The organism is Bradyrhizobium sp. HKCCYLRH3073 (assembly GCF_051167995.1).
Classification (GTDB): domain Bacteria; phylum Pseudomonadota; class Alphaproteobacteria; order Rhizobiales; family Xanthobacteraceae; genus Bradyrhizobium.
In genome coordinates, this window is the sequence record NZ_JBNPUD010000013.1 from 158,827 (window position 1) to 185,579 (window position 26,753).

The 26,753-nt window shown below is 67.1% G+C and carries 19 protein-coding genes; 13 read left to right on the forward strand and 6 right to left on the reverse strand.

Annotated features, from left to right (window positions below; genetic code table 11):
- Positions 1 to 55: 55 nt before the first annotated feature.
- The 4 genes from ACQR1X_RS26385 to ACQR1X_RS26400 all read right to left on the reverse strand — a co-directional run bounded on the left by ACQR1X_RS26385 (position 56) and on the right by ACQR1X_RS26400 (position 6,136).
- The gene (locus tag ACQR1X_RS26385) at positions 56 to 1,093 is read right to left on the reverse strand and encodes a magnesium and cobalt transport protein CorA (RefSeq protein WP_315801497.1); all 1,038 of its coding nucleotides are present in this window, start codon (positions 1,091 to 1,093) and stop codon (positions 56 to 58) included.
- Between the two features lie 62 nt (positions 1,094 to 1,155).
- A complete protein-coding gene (locus ACQR1X_RS26390) occupies positions 1,156 to 2,760 on the reverse strand; it encodes a hybrid sensor histidine kinase/response regulator (RefSeq protein WP_434899923.1) in 1,605 nt (534 codons plus the stop codon).
- Between the two features lie 288 nt (positions 2,761 to 3,048).
- Entirely contained in the window at positions 3,049 to 4,488 is a 1,440-nt protein-coding gene (locus tag ACQR1X_RS26395; RefSeq protein WP_434899924.1) for a glutamine synthetase family protein, read from the reverse strand.
- Positions 4,489 to 4,777: 289 nt separating this feature from the next.
- Positions 4,778 to 6,136, reverse strand: a complete 1,359-nt coding sequence (locus ACQR1X_RS26400) for a Rieske 2Fe-2S domain-containing protein (protein ID WP_434899925.1) — start codon at positions 6,134 to 6,136, stop codon at positions 4,778 to 4,780.
- Positions 6,137 to 6,347: 211 nt separating this feature from the next.
- Between ACQR1X_RS26400 and ACQR1X_RS26405 the strand changes: the two genes are divergently transcribed.
- The 4 genes from ACQR1X_RS26405 to ACQR1X_RS26420 all read left to right on the forward strand — a co-directional run bounded on the left by ACQR1X_RS26405 (position 6,348) and on the right by ACQR1X_RS26420 (position 9,547).
- Entirely contained in the window at positions 6,348 to 7,148 is an 801-nt protein-coding gene (locus ACQR1X_RS26405) for an IclR family transcriptional regulator domain-containing protein (protein WP_315801501.1), read from the forward strand.
- Positions 7,149 to 7,977: 829 nt separating this feature from the next.
- Complete coding sequence (locus tag ACQR1X_RS26410) at positions 7,978 to 8,679, forward strand: alpha/beta fold hydrolase (RefSeq protein WP_315801502.1); 702 nt, start codon at positions 7,978 to 7,980, stop codon at positions 8,677 to 8,679.
- A 75-nt stretch (positions 8,680 to 8,754) separates the two neighbouring features.
- Positions 8,755 to 9,042 (forward strand): hypothetical protein, encoded by a 288-nt coding sequence (locus ACQR1X_RS26415; RefSeq protein ID WP_315801503.1) that lies wholly within the window; start codon positions 8,755 to 8,757, stop codon positions 9,040 to 9,042.
- Complete coding sequence (locus ACQR1X_RS26420) at positions 9,029 to 9,547, forward strand: hypothetical protein (protein ID WP_316182225.1); 519 nt, start codon at positions 9,029 to 9,031, stop codon at positions 9,545 to 9,547. The genes ACQR1X_RS26415 and ACQR1X_RS26420 overlap by 14 nt, the downstream gene beginning before the upstream one ends.
- Positions 9,548 to 9,563: 16 nt before the next feature.
- On the opposite strand, the gene ACQR1X_RS26425 is transcribed toward ACQR1X_RS26420, so the two are convergent.
- Positions 9,564 to 10,163 (reverse strand): TetR/AcrR family transcriptional regulator, encoded by a 600-nt coding sequence (locus tag ACQR1X_RS26425; RefSeq protein WP_434874803.1) that lies wholly within the window; start codon positions 10,161 to 10,163, stop codon positions 9,564 to 9,566.
- Positions 10,164 to 10,360: 197 nt separating this feature from the next.
- On the opposite strand from ACQR1X_RS26425, the gene ACQR1X_RS26430 reads away from it, so the two are divergent.
- The 3 genes from ACQR1X_RS26430 to ACQR1X_RS26440 are packed head-to-tail and all read left to right on the forward strand — an operon-like array spanning position 10,361 to position 14,164.
- Positions 10,361 to 10,855, forward strand: coding sequence for a (2Fe-2S)-binding protein (locus tag ACQR1X_RS26430; RefSeq protein ID WP_434874802.1), 495 nt, complete (start codon positions 10,361 to 10,363; stop codon positions 10,853 to 10,855).
- Positions 10,852 to 11,910 (forward strand): FAD binding domain-containing protein, encoded by a 1,059-nt coding sequence (locus ACQR1X_RS26435; protein WP_434874801.1) that lies wholly within the window; start codon positions 10,852 to 10,854, stop codon positions 11,908 to 11,910. Before ACQR1X_RS26430 ends, ACQR1X_RS26435 begins: the two co-directional genes overlap by 4 nt.
- On the forward strand, positions 11,900 to 14,164 hold the full coding sequence (locus ACQR1X_RS26440; RefSeq protein WP_434899926.1) for a xanthine dehydrogenase family protein molybdopterin-binding subunit: 2,265 nt from the start codon (positions 11,900 to 11,902) through the stop codon (positions 14,162 to 14,164). Before ACQR1X_RS26435 ends, ACQR1X_RS26440 begins: the two co-directional genes overlap by 11 nt.
- Before the next feature lie 81 nt (positions 14,165 to 14,245).
- On the opposite strand, the gene ACQR1X_RS26445 is transcribed toward ACQR1X_RS26440, so the two are convergent.
- Entirely contained in the window at positions 14,246 to 16,234 is a 1,989-nt protein-coding gene (locus ACQR1X_RS26445) for a methyl-accepting chemotaxis protein (RefSeq protein ID WP_434899927.1), read from the reverse strand.
- Positions 16,235 to 16,529: 295 nt separating this feature from the next.
- Between ACQR1X_RS26445 and ACQR1X_RS26450 the strand changes: the two genes are divergently transcribed.
- The 6 genes from ACQR1X_RS26450 to ACQR1X_RS26475 all read left to right on the forward strand — a co-directional run bounded on the left by ACQR1X_RS26450 (position 16,530) and on the right by ACQR1X_RS26475 (position 26,752).
- Positions 16,530 to 16,841: a hypothetical protein gene (locus tag ACQR1X_RS26450; RefSeq protein ID WP_434899928.1), complete on the forward strand. Its 312-nt coding sequence runs from the start codon at positions 16,530 to 16,532 to the stop codon at positions 16,839 to 16,841.
- A gap of 219 nt (positions 16,842 to 17,060) precedes the next feature.
- Positions 17,061 to 17,795, forward strand: coding sequence for a porin family protein (locus ACQR1X_RS26455; RefSeq protein WP_315801511.1), 735 nt, complete (start codon positions 17,061 to 17,063; stop codon positions 17,793 to 17,795).
- Positions 17,796 to 18,038: 243 nt separating this feature from the next.
- A complete protein-coding gene (locus tag ACQR1X_RS26460) occupies positions 18,039 to 20,177 on the forward strand; it encodes a methyl-accepting chemotaxis protein (protein ID WP_434864229.1) in 2,139 nt (712 codons plus the stop codon).
- A gap of 254 nt (positions 20,178 to 20,431) precedes the next feature.
- Positions 20,432 to 21,490 (forward strand): MBL fold metallo-hydrolase, encoded by a 1,059-nt coding sequence (locus tag ACQR1X_RS26465; protein WP_434899929.1) that lies wholly within the window; start codon positions 20,432 to 20,434, stop codon positions 21,488 to 21,490.
- 209 nt (positions 21,491 to 21,699) lie between these two features.
- Positions 21,700 to 22,929: a 5-aminolevulinate synthase gene (gene hemA, locus ACQR1X_RS26470; protein WP_315801514.1), complete on the forward strand. Its 1,230-nt coding sequence runs from the start codon at positions 21,700 to 21,702 to the stop codon at positions 22,927 to 22,929.
- A gap of 301 nt (positions 22,930 to 23,230) precedes the next feature.
- Positions 23,231 to 26,752 (forward strand): PAS domain-containing hybrid sensor histidine kinase/response regulator, encoded by a 3,522-nt coding sequence (locus tag ACQR1X_RS26475; protein WP_434899930.1) that lies wholly within the window; start codon positions 23,231 to 23,233, stop codon positions 26,750 to 26,752.
- Position 26,753 lies beyond the last annotated feature (1 nt).

Consider the following 26,753-nt stretch of genomic DNA (forward strand, 5'->3'; position numbering starts at 1 on the left):
AACGATTTCGAGGTCACGCGCACCGCTTCGCGAGGAGGACCGACAGCCCATCCCCTCACAGCCATCCGCGCCGGCGGAACTGCCAATACAGCACGCTGCACACGGTGGCGATGAAGCCCAGTACGGCATAGTAGCCGTATTGCCATTTCAGCTCCGGCATGTGCTCGAAGTTCATGCCGTAGATGCCGGCCACCGCCGTCGGCACGGCGAGGATGGCGGCCCACGCCGCCAGCCGCCGCGCGATGTCGGTCTGTTGCGCCTGGCCGGCCATCATGCTGGCCTCGAACACGAAGGCGAGGATCTCGCGCAGGGAATCCGCATCCTCCTCGGCGCGCTTGGCGTGGTCGAGCACGTCGCGAAACAACGGCGCCATCTCGGCATCGATCGCGACGTTGTCGACATGCTCGAGCCGCTTGCAGACGTCGACCACGGGGCCGACGGCGCGGCGCAGCCGCAGCAGGTCGCGCCGCAGGCGATACAGCCGGTCGACCTCGTGGCGCGCCAGCGGCCGCTGCAGCACCACCTCCTCCAGCGTCTCGACCTCCGCCATGATGCTCTCGGTCACCGGCCGGTAGTTGTCGACGATGAAGTCGAGGATCGCATAGAGGATGTAGTCCTCGCCCTTGGCGAGCGAGCCCGGACAGCTCTCGCAGCGCTCGCGCACCGCGCCATAGGAGGTCGAGGCGCCGTGGCGCACCGAGACCACGAAGCCGGGGCCGACGAAGATGTGGGTCTCGCCGAACACGATGTGCTCCTTGACGAGCTGCGCGGTGCGGGCGACCACGAACAGCGCATCGCCATAGCGCTCGACCTTGGGCTGCTGATGCGCCTTCGACGCATCCTCGATCGCGAGCTCGTGCAGGCCGAACTGGTCCGCCACGCGCTGCAGGAGCGCCGCGTCGGGCTCGTGCAGCCCGATCCACACCACGTGGCCGGGCCGCTTGCTCCAGTCGCCGGCGTCCTCGATCGGAATGTCGGCGACGCGGCGGCCATTGGCATAGGCACCGGCCGCGACCACGCCCAGTTCCCGTGGCTCACCGCGGGGCTGAAGGACTGGCGCATCGGCCGGTGTCTGCACCGTGACGTGACGCATGGTTGGATCTCCGCTCTCCAGCCCGACTTTCGATGCGAGGAGTCGCCTGGTCAAGCGTCGCATCAGGTCACGCCGGTCGGGCCGTCGAGCAATTGCCTGACGCGGCGGACCAGATCGGTGCGGCGGTACGGCTTGTTGATGATCTCGAACTCGCCGATGTTGGCGTCGGCGCGCTCGACCGCGGCATCGGAATAGCCGGTCGTCAGCAGCACCTTCAATTTCGGCTGGCGCTTGCGCGCCTCGCGCGCCAGCACGGTGCCGTTCATGCCGCCGGGCATCACGAGATCGGTGAACAGCAGATCGAAGCGGACCTCCGAATCCAACAGCTCGAGCGCGGCATGCGCATTGGCCGCGACCTCGGTACGATAGCCGAAATCCTCCAGGATCGAGCGCGCCAGCTCGGCGACCTCATGGCGGTCCTCGACGATAAGGATGCGTTCGCTGCCGGTGCGGTCCATCGCCATCTGCGGCCGGATCGACGGCGCAGCGATCGCCTGCTCGGTCGCCGGAAACAGCAGCTGCACAGTCGTGCCCTGCCCGACCTCGCTGTAGATATAGGTGCTGCCGCCGGACTGGCGGGTGAAGCCGTAGACCATGGCGAGGCCGAGCCCGGTGCCCTTGCCCTCCTCCTTGGTGGTGAAGAACGGCTCGGCGACCCGCGCGAGAATGTGGTGCGGAATGCCGACGCCGTCGTCGGACACTTTCAGCGCGACATAGCGCCCGCCCTTGGGCACGCCGAACTGCACGATGTCCTCCTCCGCGATCTCCTTGTTCTCGGTGCGGATGGTCAACGTGCCGCCGTGCGGCATCGCATCGCGTGCGTTGACGAACAGATTGAGCAGCGCGACCTCCGCCTGGGTCTGGTCGACGCGGCTGTTCCACAGGCCGGGCTGCGCCTTGACGACGATGCGCACGCTGTCACCGAGCGTGTGGCGCGCCATCTGCACCATGGTCTCGATCATGTTGTTGAGGTTGATCGGCCGGCTGTCGAGCCGCTGCTTGCGCGCGAACGACAGCAGCTGCTGGGTGAGGGTCGCGGCGCGGTTGGCAGCCGAGCGGATGTTCTCGACGGCCCGGCGGTGCCGCGGGGCAAGTTCGCTGACGGCGCCCTGCAGCGTCTCGGTGTAGCCGATGATGACCTGCAGGATGTTGTTGAAGTCGTGCGCGATGCCGCCGGTGAGCTGGCCGATCGCCTCCATCTTCTGCGACTGCACCAGCGCGCTCTCGGCATCGCGCCGGCGCGACACGTCGAGCTGCGAGCCGAAATAATACACCAGCTCGCCGTCGCGGTTGTAGACCGGGCTGACGAAAAGCGCATTCCAGAACGCCGCACCATTCTTGCGATAGTTGAGGATCTCCACCGCAATGTCCTGGCGATTGGCGATCGCGGTTCGCACCGCGTCGACGGTGTCGCGGTCGGTGTCCGGACCTTGCAGGAAACGGCAATTGGCGCCGACGATCTCGGACAGCGCGTAGCCCGTCATCTCCAGGAACGCCCGGTTGGCGAACAGGATCGGATTGTCGGGCTGGCGCGGATCGGTGACGATCATCGGCATCCGCGTGGTCTCGACGGCCGCGAAGAAGATGTCGTGGCGCTCAGACGACAGATCGGATGCATCGCCGCTGTCGACAATCGCGCGATCGCGCTGCGGCCCGTGTTCCAACATGCTTCCTTGCTCCGCCTTCCATCGCCATGACATGCAGGGTCGCGCCGAGACCGGCGTGAGTTGCGCAACGACTCCTTCGATATGCCGCTGGATGGGATCGGGTTCCCGCAGGCCTGCTTGCGCGCGGAATAACGGACACAGGACTCACGAAAATGCGACGCGGCGGCGCGGGAACGAATCCGGCGGATACGGAAATACCCGCGCCGAGGGGCCGCGGCCTACGTCACCGGGCAAAACAACCACGTCGACGGCGGGCTGGTGCGCAGCCGGTGAGGCGGTGCATCGCCGTCAGAACATCTCGAAATATTCGCGCTGCTCCCAGTCGGAGACCTCCGCCTGGAAGCGCTCGAGCTCGGCGTTCTTGATGAAGGTGTAGTAGTCGACGAAGGTCGAACCGAACGCCTGGCGGAAGAACGCGTCGTCCCTCAGCGCATCGACGGCCTCGCGCAGCGATTTCGGCAGCAGGCTCGCCTTGGTCTCATAGGGCACATCGGCCGACGGTCCCGGCTCGAGCTTGCGGTCGATGCCATCGAGGCCGGCTGCGATCTGCGACGCCATGTAGAGATAGGGATTGGCGGCGGGCTCGCCGATGCGGTTCTCCAGGCGCGTGGCGCGATCGCCGGGGGCGCCGAGCACGCGGATCATGACGCCTCTGTTGTCGCGGCCCCAGATGGCACGGTCCGGCGCCAGCGAATAGGCGCGGTAGCGCCGGTAGCCGTTGATCGTCGGCGTCGAAAACAGCGCCGAGGCGCGCGCATGCGCGAGCAGGCCCGCCATGTAGTGGCGGCCGAGCGCGGACAGACCTTCGGCATCCTCGGTCATGAAGGCGTTGCCGCCGTCGCGCGCCACCAGCGACTGGTGCAGATGCCAGCCCGACGACATCACGTTGGGGATGCGCGGCCGGCACATGAAGGTGGCGTGATAGCCGTGGCGCTGGCAGATCTGCTTCACGGCGCCGCGGAACAGCACCATCGTATCTGCAGGCGCGAGCCCGAGCGCCGGCTGCAGCACGAATTCGCACTGGCTCGGGCCATATTCGAGCTCGATCGAGCGCAATGGCAGGCCGAGCGCGACGAGATTGGCCCTGATGATCTCGAGCGCCGGCTCCATCTGATCGAAGCGCTGCTCGGTGAGATATTGATAGCCCTGGGTCAGCAGGCTGACCGTCGGCGGCACGCCGGGCTGACCGGGCGAGCCGGCATCACCGGGCGCGAGCCTGGGATCCTCGACCTTGAAGATGTGGCACTCGACCTCGAGGCCGGCCATGAACTGATAGCCACGCTGTTCGAGCGTCGCCAATGCCGACCGGTAGAGATTGCGCGTGGCGAACGGGACCGGCGCACCGTTGGCGAAGTACAGATCACAGAGCACCCAGCCGGTGCCGGACGCCCAGGGCAGGACGCGGAACGTGGTGGGATCGGCGACCATCAGTGCATCGCTGCCGCCCTGCATCTCGGCCATGCCGAAGCCACCGCCGGCGGTGAACACCGGAAACACGGTGCGATGCGAGGTGTCCTTGGCGAGCAGGGTCGTCGTGATCGAGCAGCCGTCCTCGAGCGAGGACAACGCAGCATCGACAGTAAGCGTCTTGCCGCGCAGGATGCCGTGCTGGTCCGGGAACGAGAAGCGGATGGTGGTGAGGCCGTGCTCCTCGGCGAGGCGGCGCATGCGCACTGCGGCCTCGGCCTGCTCGGCGGTCCACAACTGATGCTTGGCGACGAAACTCAACGATGGCTCCTGATGAGGATGACTGATTGCGCAATCGAGTCCGCGGCGGTGCGGCTGGCTCGGTCCCGACCTCTCCTCGCCTGCGGCCAAGTCACCGCATGTAGAGATCGGAGTTTAGCACCCGTCTGTCTCCACGTCGTCATGGCCGGGCTTGTCCCGGCCATCCACGTCGTTCGGCATCCTGAGGACGGCGTGGATGCCCGGGACGAGCCCGGGCATGACGGAGTGAATAATTGACAAGGCTGCTCGTCGCGACGGCCCCCAATCAAATGCCCGCTCACGCCAGCCATCACTCCGCAGCGCTCAGATGCGGCGCGAGACGCACGATATCCGCGGGCACCGGCGGGGCCCAGGGGGCGCTGCGGCGGCGGCGGACGTCGACTTCCATCCAGTAGGTCTCCCAGCCGCGCGTCGGGCCGATGCCGTCCATCGTCGCCGGGCCCTGCACGCTGCGGGCCTCGGCGGCATCGAGGAACAGCATCGGCGGCTCGCCGCTCGCGACCTTCTCGATCTGCTCGCGCAGCATGCGGCGATATTGGACAATCGCCTTGTCGGATTGGCCCAGATGCTCGCGGGTGCGGTCCTGGATCCGGCCCATCGACTCCACCGCCCACTGGTCGTGCACGTTGATGTCATTGCCCATGCCGGTGTAGGTCGCGGTCGCCTGCTCCCGTGGATCGAAGCCGTAATCGTTGCTCTTGTTCTTGCGCGAGCGATAGTCGGGCAGCTCATAGAGCTCGAGCCGCTGCGCCCGCATCTTCGCCCGGTCGACCGGCGCGCCATAGCTGGTGAAGATCGCGTACCAGTAGCAGCTCTCGTCATCGACCGGCACGTGCCACTGCGTGATCGTCATCTCCGTGCTCATCGGAATCACGAAGGCATGCGGGAACAGCTGATTGGTGACGCGGACATGGGTGCGTTCGGCATCGATCTCACGCAGTGCGATGATGCGCAGGCCGTATTCGGTGCGCTCGACATTGATGATCGGACGATCGTACTCGCGCAGCACCTTGGTCATCGGCAGCTCGCTGTCGGCGGAGGCGCCGCGGAACTGCTTGCCATAGGCGGTCGACGTGTCCTCGTCCTCGAAGAAGCGGTGCAGGAACGAGGCATGCGCGGGGTCGATGCCGACCTCCAGCGCTTGCAGCCAATTGCACTCGATCAGGCCCTTGAAGGCGAAGGTGTAGGCGTCGGGCGCGGTGAAGCAGTCGAGATCGGGAAACGCCGGGGCTGCACCATCGCCGAGCCAGGCCCAAAGGATGCCTCCCATCTCGATCACGGGATAGGCGCGCTGCTTGACGTTCTTGCACAGCGGCGAGCCGGCCGGTTCGGCCGGCGTCTCCCGACAATTGCCGTCAGCGTCGAACAGCCAGCCATGGAAGGCGCAACGCAAGCCGCCGTTCTCCAGCCGTCCGAAGGCGAGATCTGCGCCGCGATGCGGACAATCGCGATCAAGTAGTCCGTAGCGGCCTTGCGCATCCTTGAAGAGCACGAAGTCCTGACCGAGCAGTTTCACCGCGCGCACCGGGCGCTCGCCTGCGAGCTCATCGACCAGTGCGGCCGGCTGCCAGTACATCCTCATTAGTTTACCGGCGGGCGCGCCGGGTCCGACGCGCGTGATCAGGTCGTTCTGCTCCTGGCTCATCATGATGGCCGTCTCTCCTGTTCCGTCGCAAGTCGGGCGTTGAGCGTCACGCGATCATCTAATAATGTTCGCTAGACGAACACATGTTCGCCCAGATTAGATTCGCTTTAAGTGGGGAGAAGCGCAAGTGAAAAAGCTACAACCGAAGCCGAGGGGCCAACGGACTGCAGCTTCACTGCGGCCGAAAACAACAACAGCGGATCATGTCAGGCCGATGCCGAAACTGAAGCGCACTGATGAGGAGAAGAAGCAGGCTCGGGGCGACGGTCCCGAGTTCGTGGAAGCGCTCGATCGCGGCCTGCGGGTGATCCAGGCCTTCAGCCGCGAGGGCCGCCCTATGACGCTGAGCAAGGCCGCGGAACTCACCGGTCTCGCCCGCGCCACGGTGCGACGGATCCTGCTGACCCTGAAAGCCTCGGGCTTCGTGCATGGCGACGACCGGCTGTTCTCGCTGACGCCGCGCGTGCTGCTGCTGGCCTCCAGCTATCTCGCCTCCAACCAGGTCAACAGCGTGATGCAGCCGTTGATGGACAGCACGGCCGGCGAGGCCCGCGAGGTCTGCTCTCTCGCCGTCCTCGACGGCGACCAGGTCGTGTTCATCGCGCGCGCGACGCCGGCGCGCATGTTCTCCACCGGCCTCGAGATCGGCTATCGGCTGCCGGCGTTCTGCACGTCGGTCGGCCGCGTGTTGCTGAGCCGGATGCCGGACGATCAGTTGCGCCAAGCCGTCGAGCGCATGACGCTGACCGAGATGACGCCGCAGACGATCACCGACAAGGACGCGTTGATCGCGTCGGTCACGGCCGTTCGGGACGACGGCTATTCGCTCGTCGACGGCGAGGCGGAGGAGGGTTTCCGCTCGATTTCCGTGCCGATCCGCCGCTATGACGGCGGCATCATCGCCGCCGCCAACATCGGCGGCCACGTCGATCGCATCGGCGTCGACGAGATGAAGGAGCGCTTCCTGCCGCTGCTGAAGAAGCTCGCCGCCACGGCGCAGCCACTGCTCGTCTGATCCTTCGACAAGAGGCACCGGGCTCGGCTGCAGCCGTGCCGGCTCGTGCTCGCGCATTGGGCCACAGCACCTTAAGCTTCGCATCGACCTCGCTGCCGCGAGTGCCACTGTTTCATCCGGCAGCGACGTCGCCGGACGCGTCCTCGCTGCTGCCGAGCGAGCAGTCGTCTCTCGTTCCATCAACAGCGTCGGCCCGCGCTGCTCCGGCAAGAGCTAGACTTGGCGCGGATATGTTTCCTCCGGGTGCGACGATCGCTCCGATGTCATCGCCGACAGCCCGGTGCTATCAATTCATCGCCGCGACGGAACGAGAGCGCCGGGCGTCAACAGCCACGTGAAGTTACCAGCTGCCCGAACTAATCGTTGTGGTCGCAGGCCTTGCGACGCCGGGCCGCACGCCCATTACGTGATATTATCGTGACGCCCGACCTCGTTTGCCACGATTGACGGTCTATCCAGGTATCATCGCGCTGCATGCGATGGTGGCATGATCCGGAGCGGAAGTAGTTAGACCCCTTCCTCGCGCGCAAATTGCGGACGACGCCACCAGATTGCCGCGAATGACGCCGTAATCACGAAAGCCAGAGGCGCCGCGGCCCAAGCAGCATCGCGTGCGACCCGATCACAGCGATCATCCGGCTGGCCATCCACTGTCGCGAAGAGGCGCAGGATGAGCCAGGACAAGGCTGGGGACGAGGTCGTCGCCCTGGGACGCCGGGCGCGAGCCGCAGCACATCGTTGGACATCGGCCGCCTCTCGCGCGTAAATGGCATTCCGGGCGGACGACACCCGGACATGCAGGTGAACGCCGTTTCCGGGGGGAAGACCCATGACTGATGCGCTGCCGCTCGTGCTGGTGCCTGGCCTGATCTCGTCGCCCCGCATCTATGCGCCGGTGATCCCGGCGCTGTGGCGGCTCGGGCCGGTGATGGTGGCGAACCACGTCCGCGACGACAGCATGGCCGCGATCGCGCGCCGCATCCTCTCCGAGGCGCCGCCGCGCTTCGCGCTCGCGGGACATTCGATGGGCGGCTACATCGCGCTCGAGATCATGCGCCAGGCGCCGGAGCGCGTGGGTCGGCTGGCGCTGATCAACACCCAGGCGCGGCCCGACACGCCGGAGGCGAGCGCCCGCCGCCGCACCATGATCACCCGCGCCAAGGAGGGCGACTACCACGGCGTGGTCGACGAGCTGTTCTCCGGCTTCGTCCATCCGTCGCGCCAGGATGATCCGCGACTGCGCCAGCTCGTGCACGACATGGCCGAGGAGGTCGGCGTCATCGGCTTCATCCGGCAGCTGACGGCGATCATGTCGCGCCCGGATTCGCGGCCGACCTTGACCGCGATCCGCTGTCCGACCCTGGTGCTGACCGGCGACACCGACAACACCATCCCGAACAGCCTGTCGAAGGAGATGGCCGACGGCATCGACGGCAGCTGGCTGGTGGTGCTGGAGAATTGCGGCCACCTGCCGCAACCCGAGCAGCCGGAGGAGACGGCGCAGGCGCTGATGGAGTGGTTGCGGGGGTGAGATGGCCGTCGAGCCGTATGAAACTCCGGACGGTAGCCGATGGCAACTCTCCGGAATGCAGCGTATATTGCGTCCATGCTGGACAACGCCAAAATCGCCAAGATCGCCCGCGAGGTCGCCACTGCGAATCTGAGCAGCTCCGCCGCGGTTACAGACGTCACCACAGCGCCCTATGCGGACTCCGAAGGCCGTGATGCCCTGCGGATCACCATCGTATTGAGCCCCATCCAAGGGACCAGCATCGAGGGAGAAGCAGTGCTGGATACGCTGGTCCAGATCCAAGAGCAGCTCCGGGCTGCAGGCGAGGACCGTTTTCCGCTGATCGAATACGAGGCGGAGAACGAGCCCGTTGGCGATACTTAATCCGGAGCATCTGTTTCAGCAGGCTGAGCAGTTGATCGCTCCGCCTGCAGCGGGGCCACCGCGACAGGTGAACATCCGTCGCGCAATTTCCGCTGCCTATTATGGATTGTTTCATGCAACGCTCATTGCCGCTGCAGATCAATTCGTTGGCAAGACGAAACAAGGGACACCCTTATACGCCCTCGTCTATAGAGCCGTGGATCATCGAGACCTCCGATTGCTATGCGAGGAGGTCAAAAAGTCGAAGCTTTCCGCAAAATACCTGCCGTTTGCACCTTCCGGAGGCTTTGGAGCAAACCTTCACGCGTTCGCATCTGCTGTCCTGGAGCTACAGGAGAAGCGACATGAAGCCGACTATAATCCGATGATCCGGGTCAAAACCCTGGATGCGCAGCTCGCCATCAGAATGGCGAGAGCTGCACTGACGAGCTTCGAGGCCGCCCGCGTCCAAAACCAGGACGCTTTCCTGACATCGTTGACGTTGTTGTTATTTCCGCCCCGCTGAGCGCGGACATCGTCAACTACGCTTCGCCGACTCTTCCCTTCCCCACCTTCAGCCCATCCACGAACACGTCGAGCAGCCGCAGCACGCTCTGCTGCCAGCCGGTCTGGTCGTGCATGTAGCACATACCGATCAGCGCGCGCAGGACGTCGTCGGCGCTGATGTCGCCGCGAATCTCGCCGGCGTCGACGGCGCGGGCGAGCAGCGCGCCGATCGAGCGGGTGAGATGGCCGTGCGAATAGGCGGCGAGCTCGGAGTTCGCGGTCATGACGATCGCGAGCGCGGCCATCATGCCCTTCTTGGTGGCGACGAACTGCACCGTCGAGCGCAGCCAGCGCCGGAGCGCCTCGACCGCCGACGGCTCGCTCTTGAGCTCCTCGGCCAGCTCCGCGAGCTGCTCGACCTCGCGCCGGTACACGGCCTCGAACAGGTCCTCGCGGGTCGGGAAATGACGATACAGCGTGCCGATGCCGACGCCGGCCTGGCGCGCCACCGCTTCCAGGCTCGCCTCGGCGCCGCCGACGCTGAACACCGCCTTGGCCGCCTCCAGCACACGCTCGCGATTGCGCTGCGCGTCCGCGCGCGGCTTGCGATGGCGGTCTTGTGGTTTCGTCTCCATCTCACCAGCTCTTGATGACGGACCGTTCATGTCCTCTTGCTAAACGGAGGAGCCCTCCGTATAAATAGACCTGCCACCCGGGACAGCCAACCTTCCTCAGCTCGTCGTCCCGCGGTCGCTGGATCTGGACGGACCACCGCCCGTAAGGCGGTGCCCGCTGCGATCCGATTAGGCCATCGCTTCGATCGGAACAACGCATGAATTGGACTGTCAGACTCACCGTCAACGGTGAGCCGCGAACCCTTGCGCTCGACGACCCCCGCGTCACGCTGCTGGACCTGCTGCGCGAGCGCCTCCATCTCACCGGCACCAAGAAAGGCTGCGACCGCGGCCAGTGCGGCGCCTGCACCGTCCTGATCGACGGGCGCCGTATCAACGCCTGCCTGACGCTCGCGCTCAGCCTCGACGGCGCCGCCGTCACCACCATCGAGGGGCTCGCCAACGGAGACCAGCTGCACCCGGTGCAGGAGGCCTTCATCGCCCACGACGCCCTGCAATGCGGCTTCTGCACGCCCGGCCAAATCATGAGCGCGGTCGGCCTCATCAACGAAGGCCAGGCCGGGAGCGATCCGGAGCGCGTGCGCGAAGGCATGAGCGGCAATCTGTGCCGCTGCAGCGCCTATGTCGGCATCGTCGAGGCCGTGCTCGACGCCCAGGCGACGCTCACCGAGGACAAGGAGCGCGCGGCATGAACCGGTTCGACTACGCGAAGCCGTCGACGGTCGCGGAGGCGATCGCAGCGGCCAGCGCGCCCGGCGCGGCCTATCTCGCTTCGGGCACCAACCTGCTCGACCTGATGAAGGGCAATGTCATCAGGCCGGCGCGGCTGGTCGACATCTCCCAGATCAAGGAGCTGACGCGCATCGAGACGTCAGGCAATGGCGACGTCCGGATCGGCGCGCTGGTGCGCAATGCGGACCTTGCCCATGACGCAGCCTTCGCGCGCGACTTCCCGGCGGTCGCCGAAGCGCTGCTGTCGGGCGCGTCGGCGCAGCTGCGCAACGCGGCCAGCGTCGGCGGCAATCTGCTGCAGCGGACACGCTGCGCGTATTTCTATGATCCGGCCTCGGCCTGCAACAAGCGCACGCCCGGCGCAGGCTGCGACGCGCGTGGCGGCGACACCCATCAGCACGCCGTGCTCGGCTGGAGCGAGGCGTGCATCGCCACCAATCCCTCGGACTTCTGCGTGCCGCTCGCGGCGCTCGATGCGATCGTCGAGATCGAAGGCGGCTCCGGCCGGCGCGAGGTCGCGCTGGAGGCGCTGCATCTGCTCCCCGGCACCACGCCGGAGCGCGAGAGCGTGCTCGCGCCGGGCGAGATGATTGTCGCGGTCCGGCTGCCCGCGGCCGCGCGCGCGTTCGCCAGGCATGCACGCTATCTGAAGGTGCGCGAGCGCAATTCCTACGCCTTCGCCGTCGTCTCCGCCGCGGCCGGTCTCGTGATCGAGAACGGCACCATCACGCACGCACGTCTGGCGCTCGGCGGCGTCGCCGCCAAGCCGTGGCGCGCCCACCCGGCCGAAGCGCTGCTCACGGGCCAGCCGGCCACGCCGCACACATTCCAGCACGCTGCCGAGATCGCGCTGCGCGATGCAAAGCCATCCGGTGACAACGCCCACAAGATCCCGCTCGCGCGCAGCCTGATCATGCGCGCGCTGGCCGCCGCAGCCGAGGGCACGCCGTCGCGCGTGCCGGCGCTGCCGGCCTCTCCCTTCTCCGCCGTTCCAGGAGCACTTCATGACGCCTGAGCTCAATCCCTCCCGCGATCCCGCCCATGTCAGACACGGCTCCAACGTCGGCCAGCCGCTGTCCCGCGTCGATGGCCGCGCCAAGGTCACCGGCACCGCGCGCTACGCCGCCGACAACAATCCGCCCGGCCTGCTCTATGCCGTGCTCGCGGTCTCCAGCATCGCGCGCGGCCGTGTCGTCGCGCTCGATGTCGAAGCCGCCAAGGCGCATCCCGGCGTCGTCGAGGTGATGACCTCCGCCAACCGGCCGCCGCTGCATGCCGATCCCGACGGCAAGCCGAACCCGTTCGCGTTCCGCTTCGAGGCGCTGCAGAACGACCGTGTGCGCTACGCCAACCAGCCGATCGCGCTGGTCATTGCCGAAAGCCTGGAAGCCGCGACCGAGGGCGCCGCGCTGCTGTCGCCGCGCTACGAGGCCGAGCCGGCCCGCATCGGTCTCGATGCCGCCGACGCCTATGTTCCGCCTGTCGTCGGCATGGGTTTTCCCGCCGAGAGTCATCACGGCGATGTCGAGGCCGCGCTGGCCGGCAGTGACAAGCAGATCACCGCGATCTACGAGACCCCGCCGCATTACCACAACGCGATGGAGCCGCACGCGATCGTCGCCGAGTGGCAGGGCGACAGGCTCATCATCGACACGCCGACCCAGGGCCTGGTGATGATGCGCGGCCGCCTGGCCGAGCTGTTCGGCATCGCGCCGGACAACATCCTGATCCGCAGCCCCTATCTCGGCGGCGGCTTCGGCGGCAAGGGCCTGATGGCCGGCCCGCAGGTCCTCGGCATCCTCGCCGCGAAGATGGTCGGCCGGCCGGTGAAGCTGGTGGCGCGCCGCGAGCAGCTCTACGGCCCGTTCGGCCATCGCTCGCCGACCCGGCAGACGCTGCAGCTCGGCGCCAGCAACACCGGACAATTGTCGGCGATCCGTCACCACGCGAGGATCGCAACCTCGAGCTTCGAGGACTTCTATGAAGCCGCGGCGCATGTGACGCACACGCTCTACGCCGCGCCGGCGATCGCGACCACCTACGACGCGGTACGCATGGACACCGGCACGCCGCTGTTCGTGCGAGCGCCCGGCATCGCGCCGGGATCGATCGCGCTGGAAAGCGCGGTCGACGAGATGGCCGAAGCCTGTGGCCTCGATCCGCTGGCATTTCGCGTCAAGAACTACGCCGAGGTCGAGCCGGCCACCGGCAAGCCGTTCTCGTCGAAGGCGCTGCGCGAGTGCTACACGCAAGGCGCGGAGCGGTTCGGCTGGTGGGATCGGCCGCTGAAGCCGCGGATGATGCGCGACAGAGACGGCTTCCTGGTCGGCTGGGGCATGGGCACCGCGACGTTCCATGCGCTGATGTTTGCAGCCCAGGCCCGCGCGGTGATCCGGCGCGACGGCACCGGCGTGGTCGAGAGCGGCGCGCACGACATGGGCCAGGGCGCCTGGACCGCGTTCGCGCAGGTCGCGGCGGATTCTCTCGCGCTCGAGCTCGATCAGGTGACGTTCAAGGCCGGCACCTCCGACCTGCCGGATGCCGGCATCGCCGGCGGCTCGGCACATACCGCGACCGTCGGCACGGCGATCCACAATGCCGGCGCCGCCGTCATCGCCAGGCTCGCGGAGCTCGCGACCTCCGATCAGCATTCGCCGCTGTTCGGCGCCGGCAATGCCGGCGTGATCGCGCGCAACGGCCGGCTGCTCCGGCGCGACGACGAGGGCCGCGGCGAGAGCTATGCCGACATCCTCGCACGCGCCGGCCTCGACGAGGTCGAGGGCTCCGGCAGCGGCATGCCCGACCCTGCCGCCAACGAGCAATACGCGATGCATTCACATGGCGCGGTCTTCGCGGAGGTGAAGGTCGATCCCGATCTCGGCCAGGTCCGGGTGACTCGCATGGTCGGCGCATTCGCGGCAGGGCGGATCATCAACCCGAAGCTGGTGAAGAGCCAGCTCGTCGGCGGCATGATCTGGGGCATCTCGCTGGCGCTGCACGAGGAGGCGGTCACCGACCGCCGCACCGGCCGCATCATGAACGCCAATCTCGGCGAGTATCACGTGCCGGTGAGCGCCGACGTGCCGGCGATCGAGGCGTTCACGGTCGAGGAGCACGATCCGTTCGTCAATCCGCTCGGCATCAAGGGCGTCGGCGAGATCGGCATCACCGGCTCGGCCGGCGCAGTCGCCAATGCGGTGGCGCATGCGACCGGCATCCGCATCAGGCGGTTTCCGGTGCGGATCAGCGATCTGGTCTCGCGTCAATGACGTGAGCGCGGCAACGAAACCCGTTCGAAGCAATGCCTCCGTTCTCCTGACCGAGAGCGGAGGCCAGCGACCTCGCTTCGTTTACGCCGCCTGCCGCGCAAAGGTCCGCCTGAACCAGGCCAGGAACGCCTCGCGGTTCTGGCTGGCGTCGAACTCGACATGCAGCGCGTCCTTGTCGCGGGCGCGGACCCGATAGGGCACGCGGCCATCGAAGCCGCTGAACTCCATGACGCCGCGATCGCCGATGCCCGGCTCGGGGTCGAACCGGAACCAGGCGCCGCCCTCGGAAATATCCACCAGATCGGCTTTCACCACGCCCTTGCGATCGTCGACGACCTTGATCGGCAGGGTCGACTTCATCCGCGGCGACTGCCGGCGGTCGGCTTCGGCGGTCGCGGTCCTCACAGCCTTCACCAGCGTGGCGCGGAGCGAGGTCAGGCCCGTCGCCACCGAGCCGATGGCGCTGCGCACCTCGGCGGCCCGATCGTTGACCATGCCGGCATCCCTGCCGACATTGCCGATCTTGGACGACACGTCGCGCGCCGCGCTGGCCGATGACTGGACCGAGCGGCTGATCTCCTGGGTCGCCGCGTGTTGCTCCTCCATCGCCGCAGCGATCGAGGCCGCGACCTCGTCGATCTCGGAAATCTGGCTGCCGATGCCTTCGACGACGTCGACGGTGGCCTGCGTGGTGGTTTGTACCTCGCCGATCAGGCGCGAGATCTCCTCGGTCGATTTGGCGGTCTGATCCGACAGCGACTTGACCTCGGCCGCAACCACGGCAAAGCCGCGGCCGGCATCGCCGGCGCGCGCGGCCTCGATGGTGGCATTGAGCGCCAAGAGGTTGGTCTGCTCGGCAATGCCGCCGATCAGGTTGGAGACCTCGGCGATCTTGTCCACGGCCGTCGACAAGGAGAGCATCGTGTTCTTGGCCTTCTCACGCCCGGTCACCGCCGATTTGGTGATCGTGCTGGCGCGCGCCACCTGGCTCGAGATCTCGCGGATCGCCGAGCTCAGTTGCTCGGCTGCCGACGAGACCGTCTGGGCATTGGAGAGCGACTGCTCCGAGGCGGCGGCCACCGATTGCGCATCGGTCGACAGCTCCTCGGCCAGTTTCGAGAGGCCTGCGGCCACGGCCTCGACCTGGCGCGATGCGCCGGCCGCGGCTTCGACGGACGTCTCGGTCTCGCGCTCGATCACGTCGGCCATGTCGAGCATGGCACGCTTCTTGTGCTCCTCGGCGGCCGAGCGATCGCGCTCCTGCCTGTCGCGCAGGCTCGCGTTCTCGAGCGCGTTGGTCTTGAAGATGCTCAGCGCGCCCGCCATCGCGCCGATCTCGTCGCCGCGTTCGGAATAGGAGATATCGGCCGACAGATCGCCCTCGGCGATCCGCCGCATCAGGCCGGTCATGCGCGACAGAGGACGGACGACGCCGAGCACCAGACCCGACATGCCGGCGACGACCAGGGCCAGAACGATGCCTGATACGCTCCACACGATGATGGAGATGCTGCGGTCCTGGGTCGCCGCCGTCGCCTCCATGTCCGAATTGAACTTGTTCGCCTTGTCGACCAGCGTGTCGATCACCGCGCGGTGGGCGGCGTAGGCGTCGGCCAGCCGGGCATAGGCGGCATCGGCCTTCGCCATGTCGCCGGAGCGCAGCGCCGGGATCAACTCGGCTTCCAGGGCCTGCCAGAATTTCCGGACCTCGCCGTCCGATCGTTCCACCAGCAGCGATTTCAGATCAGGCTGCAGCGCCGAGCCGGTCCAGAACGTCTTGCGATCCTCATAGTCCTTCTTCAGTTGCGCCAGCTTCGTGACATGCGTGTCGAGATCTTTCGGCGTCCGGAGTGCGAGGGTCGCCTCGAGATAGGCCTCGAGCACATATTCAGGCGGCGGCAGGATGTCGGCCACCAGATCATTGCCGAGCTTGATCTTGTCGTAGAGCGGCCCGCCGACCTTGAGCTCGCGCAGCGCAAAGGCGCTGGTCAGCACGACCGCACCGAAGCCGAGTGCGAGCACGAGGCCGAAAGCCGCAATGAACGTGGAAATGGAGAGACGTATCTTCATGGCGGCGGCACATTTCGCTGGAGCGTGGACTGCACCCGCCGTCGTCCCGCCGGAGCCCTCTCCGTTCGCTTGCATGGAGATGGTCGGTCCGGAACGACCGGCATCGAGTCGTTAATTTGATCAGCGTGCACAACCTTTTCTCAGGGAAGGTAAATTTCCGCCCCCGTAGAAATGCGGTGCAGCCCGTTCGGCCGGGGATGCAGGCGCTCCTCCCACTCTGACCTGGCGCAAGGCGGCGGGAGGTGGATCTGCGAACATTCAAGCGTCGTTGCTGCAGGAGCCACCAGGAGCCACCATGTCGAAACCCATCCCGGACAAGGCCGAGATCGCGCTCGAATATCCCGACAAGTTCTATGCCGGCACGTTCGAGCATTCCTCGCGGTTCGAAGCCCATCTCGAATCATCCGGCCTGGCATTGATCCTGGAGCGGCCCGGCCCCGAGGACGTCCGAAAATCGATCCGCATGCATCTGCACTTTGGACTGCTCGCCGGGATTCTTCGCGAGCTCGCCGCCGGCATCGCCTCGATGCCCAAGGACGACATCGTTCATCGCGAGCAGCTGCGCGACGCAGTCGCGGATCTGCATCGAGCCCTTAACGCGCCTTAACCGGTTGTGCCGCGACGGCACAGCAAGGCGCGGCGTTAACTCCCGGTTCAGCCTTCGTTAGTGCATTGCTAACTACGCCAGAACCTTTGCCCGGAGAAAGTCGGGTTGGAAGCCGGTGTGCTGCGCGAGTGACAGCATTTTACTCAAAAGCGATCTATCTCCGATCCATCGACGGCGCGCGACGCGCGAGCCTTGTTAGTTGAGTATCGGAGACCCGCCATGAAGAAGATCCTGTTCGCAACCGTTGCAGTCGCCGCGCTGGCTTCGGCCCAGTCCGCTTTCGCCGCCGATCTCGGCGCCCGGACCTACCCCTACGCCACCAAGGCGCCGCCGGCCTACGCCGCTCCGATCTACAACTGGACCGGCTTCTATCTCGGCGCCCATCTCGGCGGCGCGTTCTCCAGCGACAACAATTTCTCCGGCCTCGCCACCGGCAACAACTCCAACGGCCGCTTCCTGGGCGGCGTGCAGGTCGGTGCCGACTGGCAGTTCGCCCCGACCTGGGTGATCGGCGCGGAAGGCCAGTACAGCTGGCTGAGCGGAAGCGTCGGAGCAGCATTCCCGGGCGGCTACGCCTACACCAACAGCCAGCGCGGCCTCGGCTCGATCACCGGCCGCTTCGGCTACACCTGGGGTCCGGGCCTGCTCTACGTGAAGGGCGGCTATGCCTATTCCGACAACAACGAGAAGGTGACGTTCGCCGGAACGCCGGTCGGCTTCGCGACCAGCGGCGACCACCGCAACGGCTGGACCGTCGGCGCCGGCCTCGAATACATGTTCGCGCCCAACTGGTCGGCCAAGGCCGAGTATCAGTACTACAATTTCGGCAGCGCCACCTTCACGGCGCCCGCCGCGCTGGTCCCGACCGGCAGCTTCACCACCGACGACCACACCTTCAAGGCTGGCGTGAACTACCGCTTCAACTGGGGCGCTCCGCTCGCGGCCCGCTACTGATCCGCAGGCGTCAAATAACAACAAACGACGGGAAGGCCGGCAGCGATGCCGGCCTTTTCTGTCATAGGTTATCGAAAGCGCGGCCGAACAATCCCTTCCATCCCGTTAAATGCCGCGCGGTGAAATGCGAAAATCCGCGAAAATTCGGCACGCCCTGAGTAGTTTCCCTGATTTGTTAACCGCCGGCCCCGATACTGCCTGCAAGCAACAGCTACAAATAGTGCATATTGGGGGACACCAGAGATGGCGATTCGGTTCAGCTTCAGCAGGATGCTCGGGGCGCTGCGACCCAAATGGGGCGTCCGCGGCAGCCTGTTCGCAGCCTTCGCGGTGATCGCCGGCATGGCGATCGCGATCAGCGTCGCTGCGGGACTGATGCTGCGCCACGTCGGCGGCGCCATGGTCGAGCTCTCGGGCCGCGACATTCCGCGCCTGACCTCGAGCCTGCAACTGCTGGCGCAGAGCTCCAGCTTGGCGAGCCTCGGCCCGGCGCTGCTGCAGTCCCAGAGCGAGGACGCGCTCAACGATCGCCTGAAGAGGATGCAGGAGATCCAGAAGACCACGCAGGAGCGGCTGAGCGAGATCAGCGCGCTCGGCGCCGCGAAAAGCGTGGTGGCGCCGCTCGCCGAGACCATCAAGAACATCAACGAGGCCAATCAGAGCCTGGTGTCGGCGGCGCGCGAGCGGCTCGACGTCGCAGCCCTTCACAACAAGCAGTATGACGCCCTGCGCAAGGCGCAGGCGGACTTCACCGCCGCCGCCAACGAGCCGATGCTGGATGCGCAGACGCAGCTCAACGCCGTGCTCGGCGCGGCCGAGGTGTCGGCGGACGACGCGACGGCCGCCGCCCGCTTCGTCGAGCAGCTCGGCAACGTGATCGCATCCGGCAACCTGCTGGTGGCGCAGATGGCCGCCGCGCTCTCGGCCAACGACAGCGACACGCTGGAGACGATCGAGCGGCAGTTCAAGGAGGCGCTGGCGCAGCTCAAATCCAATCTCGAACTGCTGCCGACCGGCCGCAGCACCAAGGCGATCCACGACGCCGCGCTGAAGCTCGCCGCGCTCGGCGAGGGCAAGACCCGCGTGTTCAAGACCCGCGAGAAGGAGCTCGACGCCAACGACTACGGCCAGACCGTGCTGGAGGAGACGCGCAAGCTGAATGTCGGCCTCGACATCAGCGTGCAGCAGCTCGTCGAAGGCGTTCGCAAGTCGACCGAAGGTGCCACCTCCACGGCGGGCCGCGACATCGAGCTGGCGACGCTCGGCATGGTCGGCGCCGGCGCAGCCACGCTGCTCGGCTCGGTGCTGTTCGTCTGGCTCTATGTCGGCGGCAACATCCTGCGCCGCATCAAGCGGCTGCAGCAGGCGATGCAGACGCTGTCGAGCGGCGATCTCGACACCGAGATCGCGGCCTCGAAGCAGCGCGACGAGATCGGCGCGATGGTCGACACCCTGCAGGTGTTCCGCGAAAACATGGTCCGTGCCCGCACCCTGGCCGCCGAGCAGGACCGCGAGAATGCCGCCAAGGCCGAGCGCGCCGCGCGCATGGAGGCCCAGATCGCCACGTTCGAGGCGACGGTGCGCAGCGCCCTCGGCACGCTGCAGAACTCCGCCACGGCCATGCAGGCGACCGCACAGAGCATGTCGCAGACCGCCGACCAGTCCAACTCGCTGGTCAATGCGGTCGCGGCGGCTGCCGAGGAGACTTCGGTCAACGTCCAGACCGTGTCGGCCGGCACCGAGCAATTGTCGTCGTCGATCGCGGAGATCAGCCGCCAGGTCGTGACCTCGGCCCAGATCGCCAAGAAGGCGGTCGAGGAAGCCGGCGCCACCGACTCGACGATGCAGGGGCTCGCCGACAATGCGAGCCGCGTCAGCGTCGTCGTCGACCTGATCCAGGCGATCGCCTCGCAGACCAACCTGCTCGCGCTCAACGCCACCATCGAGGCGGCGCGCGCCGGCGAGGCCGGGCGCGGCTTCGCGGTGGTCGCGCAGGAGGTGAAGAGCCTGGCGAGCCAGACCGCCAAGGCCACCGACGAGATCCGTTCGCAGATCGCGAGCATGCAGCAGGTCGCCTCGTCGGCCGTGTCGGCGATCCGCAACATCGGCGGGACCATCGCCGAGATTGACAACGTCACCACCGCGATCGCCGCCGCCGTGGAGCAGCAGGGCACCGCGACGCATGAGATCGCCCGCAACATCCAGCAGGCGGCCTCCGGCACCACCGAGGTCTCCAACAACATCACCGGCGTCTCCAGCGCCTCGGCCCAGGCCGGCACCTCCGCCAACGAGGTGCTCAGCGCCTCGGCGGCGCTGCGCCGCGAGGCGGAGACGCTGCGCGCCGAGGTCGACGCGTTCCTGACCAACATCAGGGCGGCGTAGTTGCGATCCGGGCCTCACCCTTCGAGACGCCGGCCTGCGGCCGGCTCCTCAGGGTAAGGAGGTGCAGTTCGCTTTGTGGCCAACCGGGCGTGGGATCGAAGCGCCGACCCTCAACCCTCATGGTGAGGAGGCGCGCAGCGCCGTCTCGAACCATGAGGCCCGGCCTGCCGCGTCCCGGAATGCCGTCCAGCCATGCCGCTTCCATCGCGTTTTTCGGCTGGCGCTCGCCCGCGGCGGCCGTTAATCGATGAGGCATGACCAAGACAGACACCGTTCCCTCCTCCGCCGAAGCCCTGCGCTATCCCTGGGAGCAGCATCCCGGTGAGGACCAGGTCGTCGAGGTCGCGCCCGGCGTGCTGTGGCTGCGCCTGAAGCTGCCGTTCCGCCTCAACCATGTGAACATCTATCTGCTCGCCGACGGCGATGGCTGGGTCGCGGTGGACTCCGGCTTCGGCAACGAGGAATCGATCGGCGCCTGGACGCGGCTGCTCGATGGCCCGCTGAAGCACGTGAAGATCACCCGGCTGATCGTGACGCATTCTCATCCCGACCATGTCGGGCTCGCCGGCTGGATCGTCGAGCGCTTCGCCTGCCCGCTGGTGATGTCGCAGGTCGAGTACCTGCAGTCGGTCTATCACCAGAACCGCGGCACCGAGGAGCGCCGCAATGCGCAGCGGCTGTTCTTCCGCCGCCACGGCATGGACGAGACCCTGACCGACAAGCTGCTCGGCCGCGGCCAGGAATATCTGCAGCGCGTCTCGGTGCTGCCGGCGTCCTACCGCCGCATCTCCCATGGCGACGAGATCCAGATCGGCAGCCGGCGCTTCAAGGTCATCACCGGTGGCGGCCACGCGCTCGACCAGGTCATGCTGTATTGCGCCGCCGACAAGCTGTTCCTGTCCGCGGACCAGGTGCTGAGCAAGATCTCGCCCAATGTCAGCGTCTGGGCGGTCGAGCCGGACCAGAACTCGCTCGGCGAATATCTGGCGTCGCTGGCGAGCCTCACCACCACCCTGCCCTATGACGTGCTGGTGCTGCCAGGCCATGGCGTGCCGTTCTACGGGCTGAAGACGCGCATCAAGCAGCTCGCCGACCACCACGAGGAGCGCTGCCGGATGATCGCGGACGCCTGCCGCGACGAGCCGAAAACCTCGGCGCAGCTCGTGCCGGTCGTGTTCCACAAGCACGTGCTCGATGCGCATCAGATGGGCTTCGCCGCCGGCGAGCTGATCGCGCATGTCAACTACATGCTGGTCGAGGGCCGCCTGACCGCCGGCGACGCCGACGGCGTGCTGCATTATCGCACCACCTGAGGCTGCGGGGCCGCAACGCCGCCGCGTCGCCGCAATCCTGGCGCCGTTCAGCCGGGATCAGCTCCCCCTTGGACAAATCGCCCAATTCCCGCCGCGGGATTCCGGCTCGACAGCCGCTCTGGAAACGCTCTAAGAAGACCTCACGCCACGCATGCCGCGAGGTTTTCGCTTCAGATGCTGCACTGCAGCGCGCCAGTTCGGGTTTCGTGATGGACTACAGCCAGTACTTCAGTGCCGCCCTCGGTCGCCTGCATGATGAGCGTCGCTACCGTGTCTTCGCCGATCTCGAACGCATCGCCGGCCGGTTCCCGCATGCGACCTGGCACTCGCCGAACGGACCGCGCAATGTCGTGATCTGGTGCTCCAACGACTATCTCGGCATGGGCCAGCACCCGAAGGTGGTCGGCGCGATGGTCGAGACCGCCACCCGCGTCGGCACCGGCGCCGGCGGCACCCGCAACATCGCCGGGACCCATCATCCGCTGGTGCAGCTCGAGGCCGAGCTCGCCGACCTCCACGGCAAGGAAGCGGCGCTGCTGTTCACGTCAGGCTACGTCTCCAACCAGACCGGCATCGCCACGCTCGCCAAGCTGATTCCGGACTGCCTGATCCTGTCGGACGCGCTGAACCACAATTCGATGATCGAGGGCGTGCGCCAGTCCGGCTGCGAGCGCCAGATCTGGCGCCACAACGATCTCGCCCATCTCGAGCAGCTCCTAATCGCCGCCGGCCCGAACCGGCCGAAGCTGATCGCCTGCGAGAGCCTGTATTCGATGGACGGCGACGTCGCACCGCTGGCTGAGATCTGCGATCTCGCCGAGCGCTACAACGCGATGACCTATGTCGACGAGGTGCATGCGGTCGGCATGTACGGCCCGCGCGGCGGCGGCATCGCCGAGCGCGACGGCGTCATGCACCGCATCGACATCCTCGAAGGCACGCTGGCCAAGGCGTTCGGCTGCCTCGGCGGCTACATCGCCGCCAAGGGCGAGATCATCGATGCCGTGCGCTCCTACGCGCCGGGCTTCATCTTCACGACCGCGCTGCCGCCGCCGATCTGCTCGGCCGCGACGGCTGCGATCAAGCACCTGAAATCGTCGAGCTGGGAGCGTGAACGCCACCAGGACCGCGCCGCGCGGGTGAAGGCGGTCCTCCACGCCGCCGGCCTTCCGGTGATGACCAACGACACCCACATCGTGCCGCTGTTCGTCGGCGATCCCGAGAAGTGCAAGCAGGCCTCCGACCTGCTGCTGGAAGAGCACGGCATCTACATCCAGCCGATCAACTACCCCACGGTCGCCAAGGGCACCGAGCGCCTGCGCATCACGCCCTCGCCCTACCACGACGACGGCCTGATCGACCGCCTGGCCGAGGCCCTGCTGCAGGTCTGGGAACGCCTGGGACTCGCGCTGCACGAGAAGCCGCTGGCGGCGGAGTAGTTATTCGATTTGCTGTGGTGAGCCCGCGCACGTTCCCGCGACGGCGGTGCGCTCCCCTCCCCCTTGCGGGGAGGGGAGCAGACCGGCCGGGCCGCGAGGACGTCGGCTCTCATCGACTGGGGCGGTGAACGAAGGTGAGACGGACCACGCCGGCGCTGCGGGAAGCAAGACCGATCGCGCTTAAGGACGCCCTCGTCATTCCCCGCGCGCCGGAGGGATAGCTATCGCCCCGCCTCCCCCAAAGCGCTAAGCTCGCGGCCAATTCCCGGGGCGGAGCGATCGAGGAGTTCGCGTAAACACCATGCTGCACGACTGGAGCGTGATCCTGGCCGCGTTCGGCTATATCGGGTTCCTGTTCCTGGTCGCCAGCCGCGGCAACCGGGCCGGCGAACGGCGGCCGGCAGAGAGCCGCAGCCGGCTGGCCGGGCTGATCTACCCGCTGTCGCTGGCGATCTACTGCACGTCCTGGACCTTCTTCGGCTCGGTCGGCTTCGCCTCCCGCACCAGCGTCGACTTCCTCGCGATCTATCTCGGGCCGATCCTGATGGTCGGCGCCTGCACGCCGCTGCTGCGCCGAGTCATCCGCCTTGCCAAGTCGCAGAACATCACCTCGGTCGCCGACCTGATCGGCGCCCGCTACGGCAAGAGCCAGGCGGTGGCGGCGACCGTGGCGCTGATCGCGATCATCGGCTCGGTGCCCTACATCGCGCTGCAGCTCAAGGCGGTGGCGTCGTCGCTCGAGACCATCATGGTCGACGACCGCGCCTTCGCCCATATCCCGATCGTCGGCGACATGGCGCTGATGGTGACCTTGGCGATGGCGATCTTCGCGGTGCTGTTCGGCACCCGGCAGACCGACGCCACCGAGCACCAGCACGGGCTGATGCTGGCGGTCGCGACCGAATCGATCATCAAGCTGGTCGCCTTCATCGCCGCCGGCGCCTTCGTCACCTTCGTGATGTTCTCGCCGGTCGAGCTGATCGAGCGTGCGATGAAATCGCCGGAGGCCGAGCGCGCGCTGGAATACGTGCCGGGCATCGGCAGCTTCCTCACCATGACGCTGCTGTCGTTCTGCGCCGCAATGCTGCTGCCGCGCCAGTTCCATGTCAGCGTGGTCGAGAACGCCGACGATGCCGAGGTGTCGCGCGCGCGCTGGCTGTTTCCGCTCTATCTCGTCGCGATCAATCTGTTCGTGATCCCGATCGCCCTGGCCGGCCTGATCACCTTCCCGTTCGGCGCCGTCGACAGCGACATGTACGTGCTGGCGCTGCCGATCGAGGCCAATTCGCAATGGCTGTCGGTGCTGGTCTTCGTCGGCGGCCTGTCGGCGGCGACCGCGATGGTGATCGTCGAATGCGTCGCGCTGTCGATCATGGTCTGCAACGACATCGTCGTGCCGCTGGTGCTGCAGCGCCAGCAGGAGCAGCGCGAGATCGGCCGCGACTTCGCCGGCTTCCTGCTCGGCACCCGCCGCATCGCGATCTTCGCCATCATGGTGATGGCCTATTTCTACTATCGCGCGCTCGGTAACACCCAGCTCGCCGCGATCGGCCTGCTGTCGTTCGCCGCCATCGCGCAGCTCGCGCCGAGCTTCTTCGGCGGCCTGTTCTGGCGGCGCGCGACCGCGCGCGGCGCGATGGGCGGCATGCTGGTCGGCTTCGCCGTCTGGCTCTACACGCTGTTCATCCCGAGCTTCCTCGACACCTCGACCGCGGGCATCCTGTTTCTTCAGCACGGCCCGTTCGGGCTCGAGGCGCTCAGGCCGCAGGCGCTGCTCGGCACCGACCTGCCGCCGCTGCTGCATGGCGTGCTGTGGAGCCTGTCGCTCAATCTGCTGACGTACATCGTGCTGTCGCTGGCGCGGCAGCCGTCGTCGATCGAGCTGTTGCAGGCCGACATCTTCGTGCCGGCCGAGCTGACGCCGAGCGCACCGAGCTTCCGCCGCTGGCGCTCGACCGTGACGGTGCAGGACATCCAGAGCACGGTCGGCCAATATCTCGGCCCCGACCGCGCCCGCGCCTCGTTCGAGGCCTTCGCCGCCCAGCGCAACCTGCCGCTCGATCCGGCCGCGCCGGCCGATTTCGAGCTGCTGCGCCATGCCGAGCATCTGATCGCCTCCTCGATCGGCGCGGCGTCGTCGCGCCTGGTGATGTCGCTGCTGTTGCGCAAGCGCACGGTGTCGGCCAAGGCCGCGCTCAAGCTGCTCGACGATTCCCATGCCGCGCTGCATTTCAACCGCGAGATCCTGCAGACCGCGCTGAACCATGTGCGCCAGGGCATCGCGGTGTTCGACGCCGATCTGCAATTGATCTGCTCCAACGGCCAGTTCGTCGACCTGCTCGGGCTGCCGCCGGATCTGGTGCAGATCGGCAGCCCGCTGAAGGAAATCCTCGAATTCATGGGCACGATCGGCGCGCCCACCTATGAGGACGGCGAGGCGCTGCTGGCGCGCCGGCTCGCCGCCTACACCACCGAGGGCGAGCCTTATCTGGAACGCCTCGCCGACCGCCACATGGTGATCGAGGTCCGCACCAACCGCATGCCGGGTGGCGGCCTCGTCATCACCTTCACCGACGTCACGCCCTCGTTCGAGGCCGCCGAGGCACTGGAGCGCGCCAATGCGACGCTGGAAAAACGCGTCCGCGACCGCACCGAGGAGCTGACGCGGCTGAACTCGGAGCTGGCGCTGGCCAAGAGCGCCGCCGAGGACGCCAACATCTCCAAGACGCGCTTCCTTGCGGCGGCCAGCCACGACATCCTGCAGCCGCTGAACGCGGCGCGGCTCTACGTGACGAGCCTCGTCGAGCGGCAGACGGCCGGCGAGGATTCGCGCCTGGTCGAGAACATCGACGACTCGCTGGAAGCGATCGAGGAGATCCTCGGCGCGCTGCTCGACATCTCCCGGCTCGATGCCGGCGCGATGACGCCCTCGGTGTCGAGCTTCAAGATGGCCGATTTGATGCGCTCGCTGGAGATCGAGTTCGCGCCCGCCGCGCGCGCCAAGGGTCTGGAGCTGGTGTTCGTGCCGTCGTCGCTGCCGGTCGAGTCCGACCGCCTGCTGCTGCGCCGGCTGCTGCAGAACTTCATCTCCAACGCCATCAAGTACACGCCCAAGGGCCGCGTGCTGGTCGGCTGCCGCCGCCACGGCCAGTCGCTGCAGATCGGCGTCTACGACACCGGCGTCGGCATCCCCCCGGTGAAGCGCGGCGAGATCTTCAAGGAATTTCACCGCCTCGAGCAGGGCGCGCGGATCGCCCGCGGCCTCGGCCTGGGGCTGTCGATCGTCGAGCGCATCGCGCGCGTGCTCAATCACGGCATCGCGCTGGACTCGCGGCCCGGCCGCGGCTCGGTGTTCTCGGTCACGGTGCCGATTGCGAAAGCGATCAACCACACTGCCGCCGTCACCAGCGCGACGCCGCTGGCGACGACGCCGATTGCCGGCGCGCTGATCGTCTGCATCGAGAACGATCCGGCGATCCTCGACGGCATGAAGACCCTGCTGACGGCGTGGGACGCCGAGGTGATCGCCGTGCCTGATCCGGAGTCCGCGATGGAGGCGATCGCGGCGCGCGATGGCGCCGTCACCGGCCTGCTCGTCGACTACCATCTCGACCGCGGCAACGGCATCGCCGCCATCCGCGACATCCGCCGCCGCTTCAACGAGGCACTGCCCGCGATCCTGATCACCGCCGACCGCAGCCCCCACGTCCGCGCCGCCGCCCGCGACGACAACGTCGCCGTACTCAACAAGCCGCTGAAGCCGGCCTCGTTGCGGGCGCTGCTCGGGCAGTGGCGGATCCAGCAGATGGTGGCGGCGGAGTAGG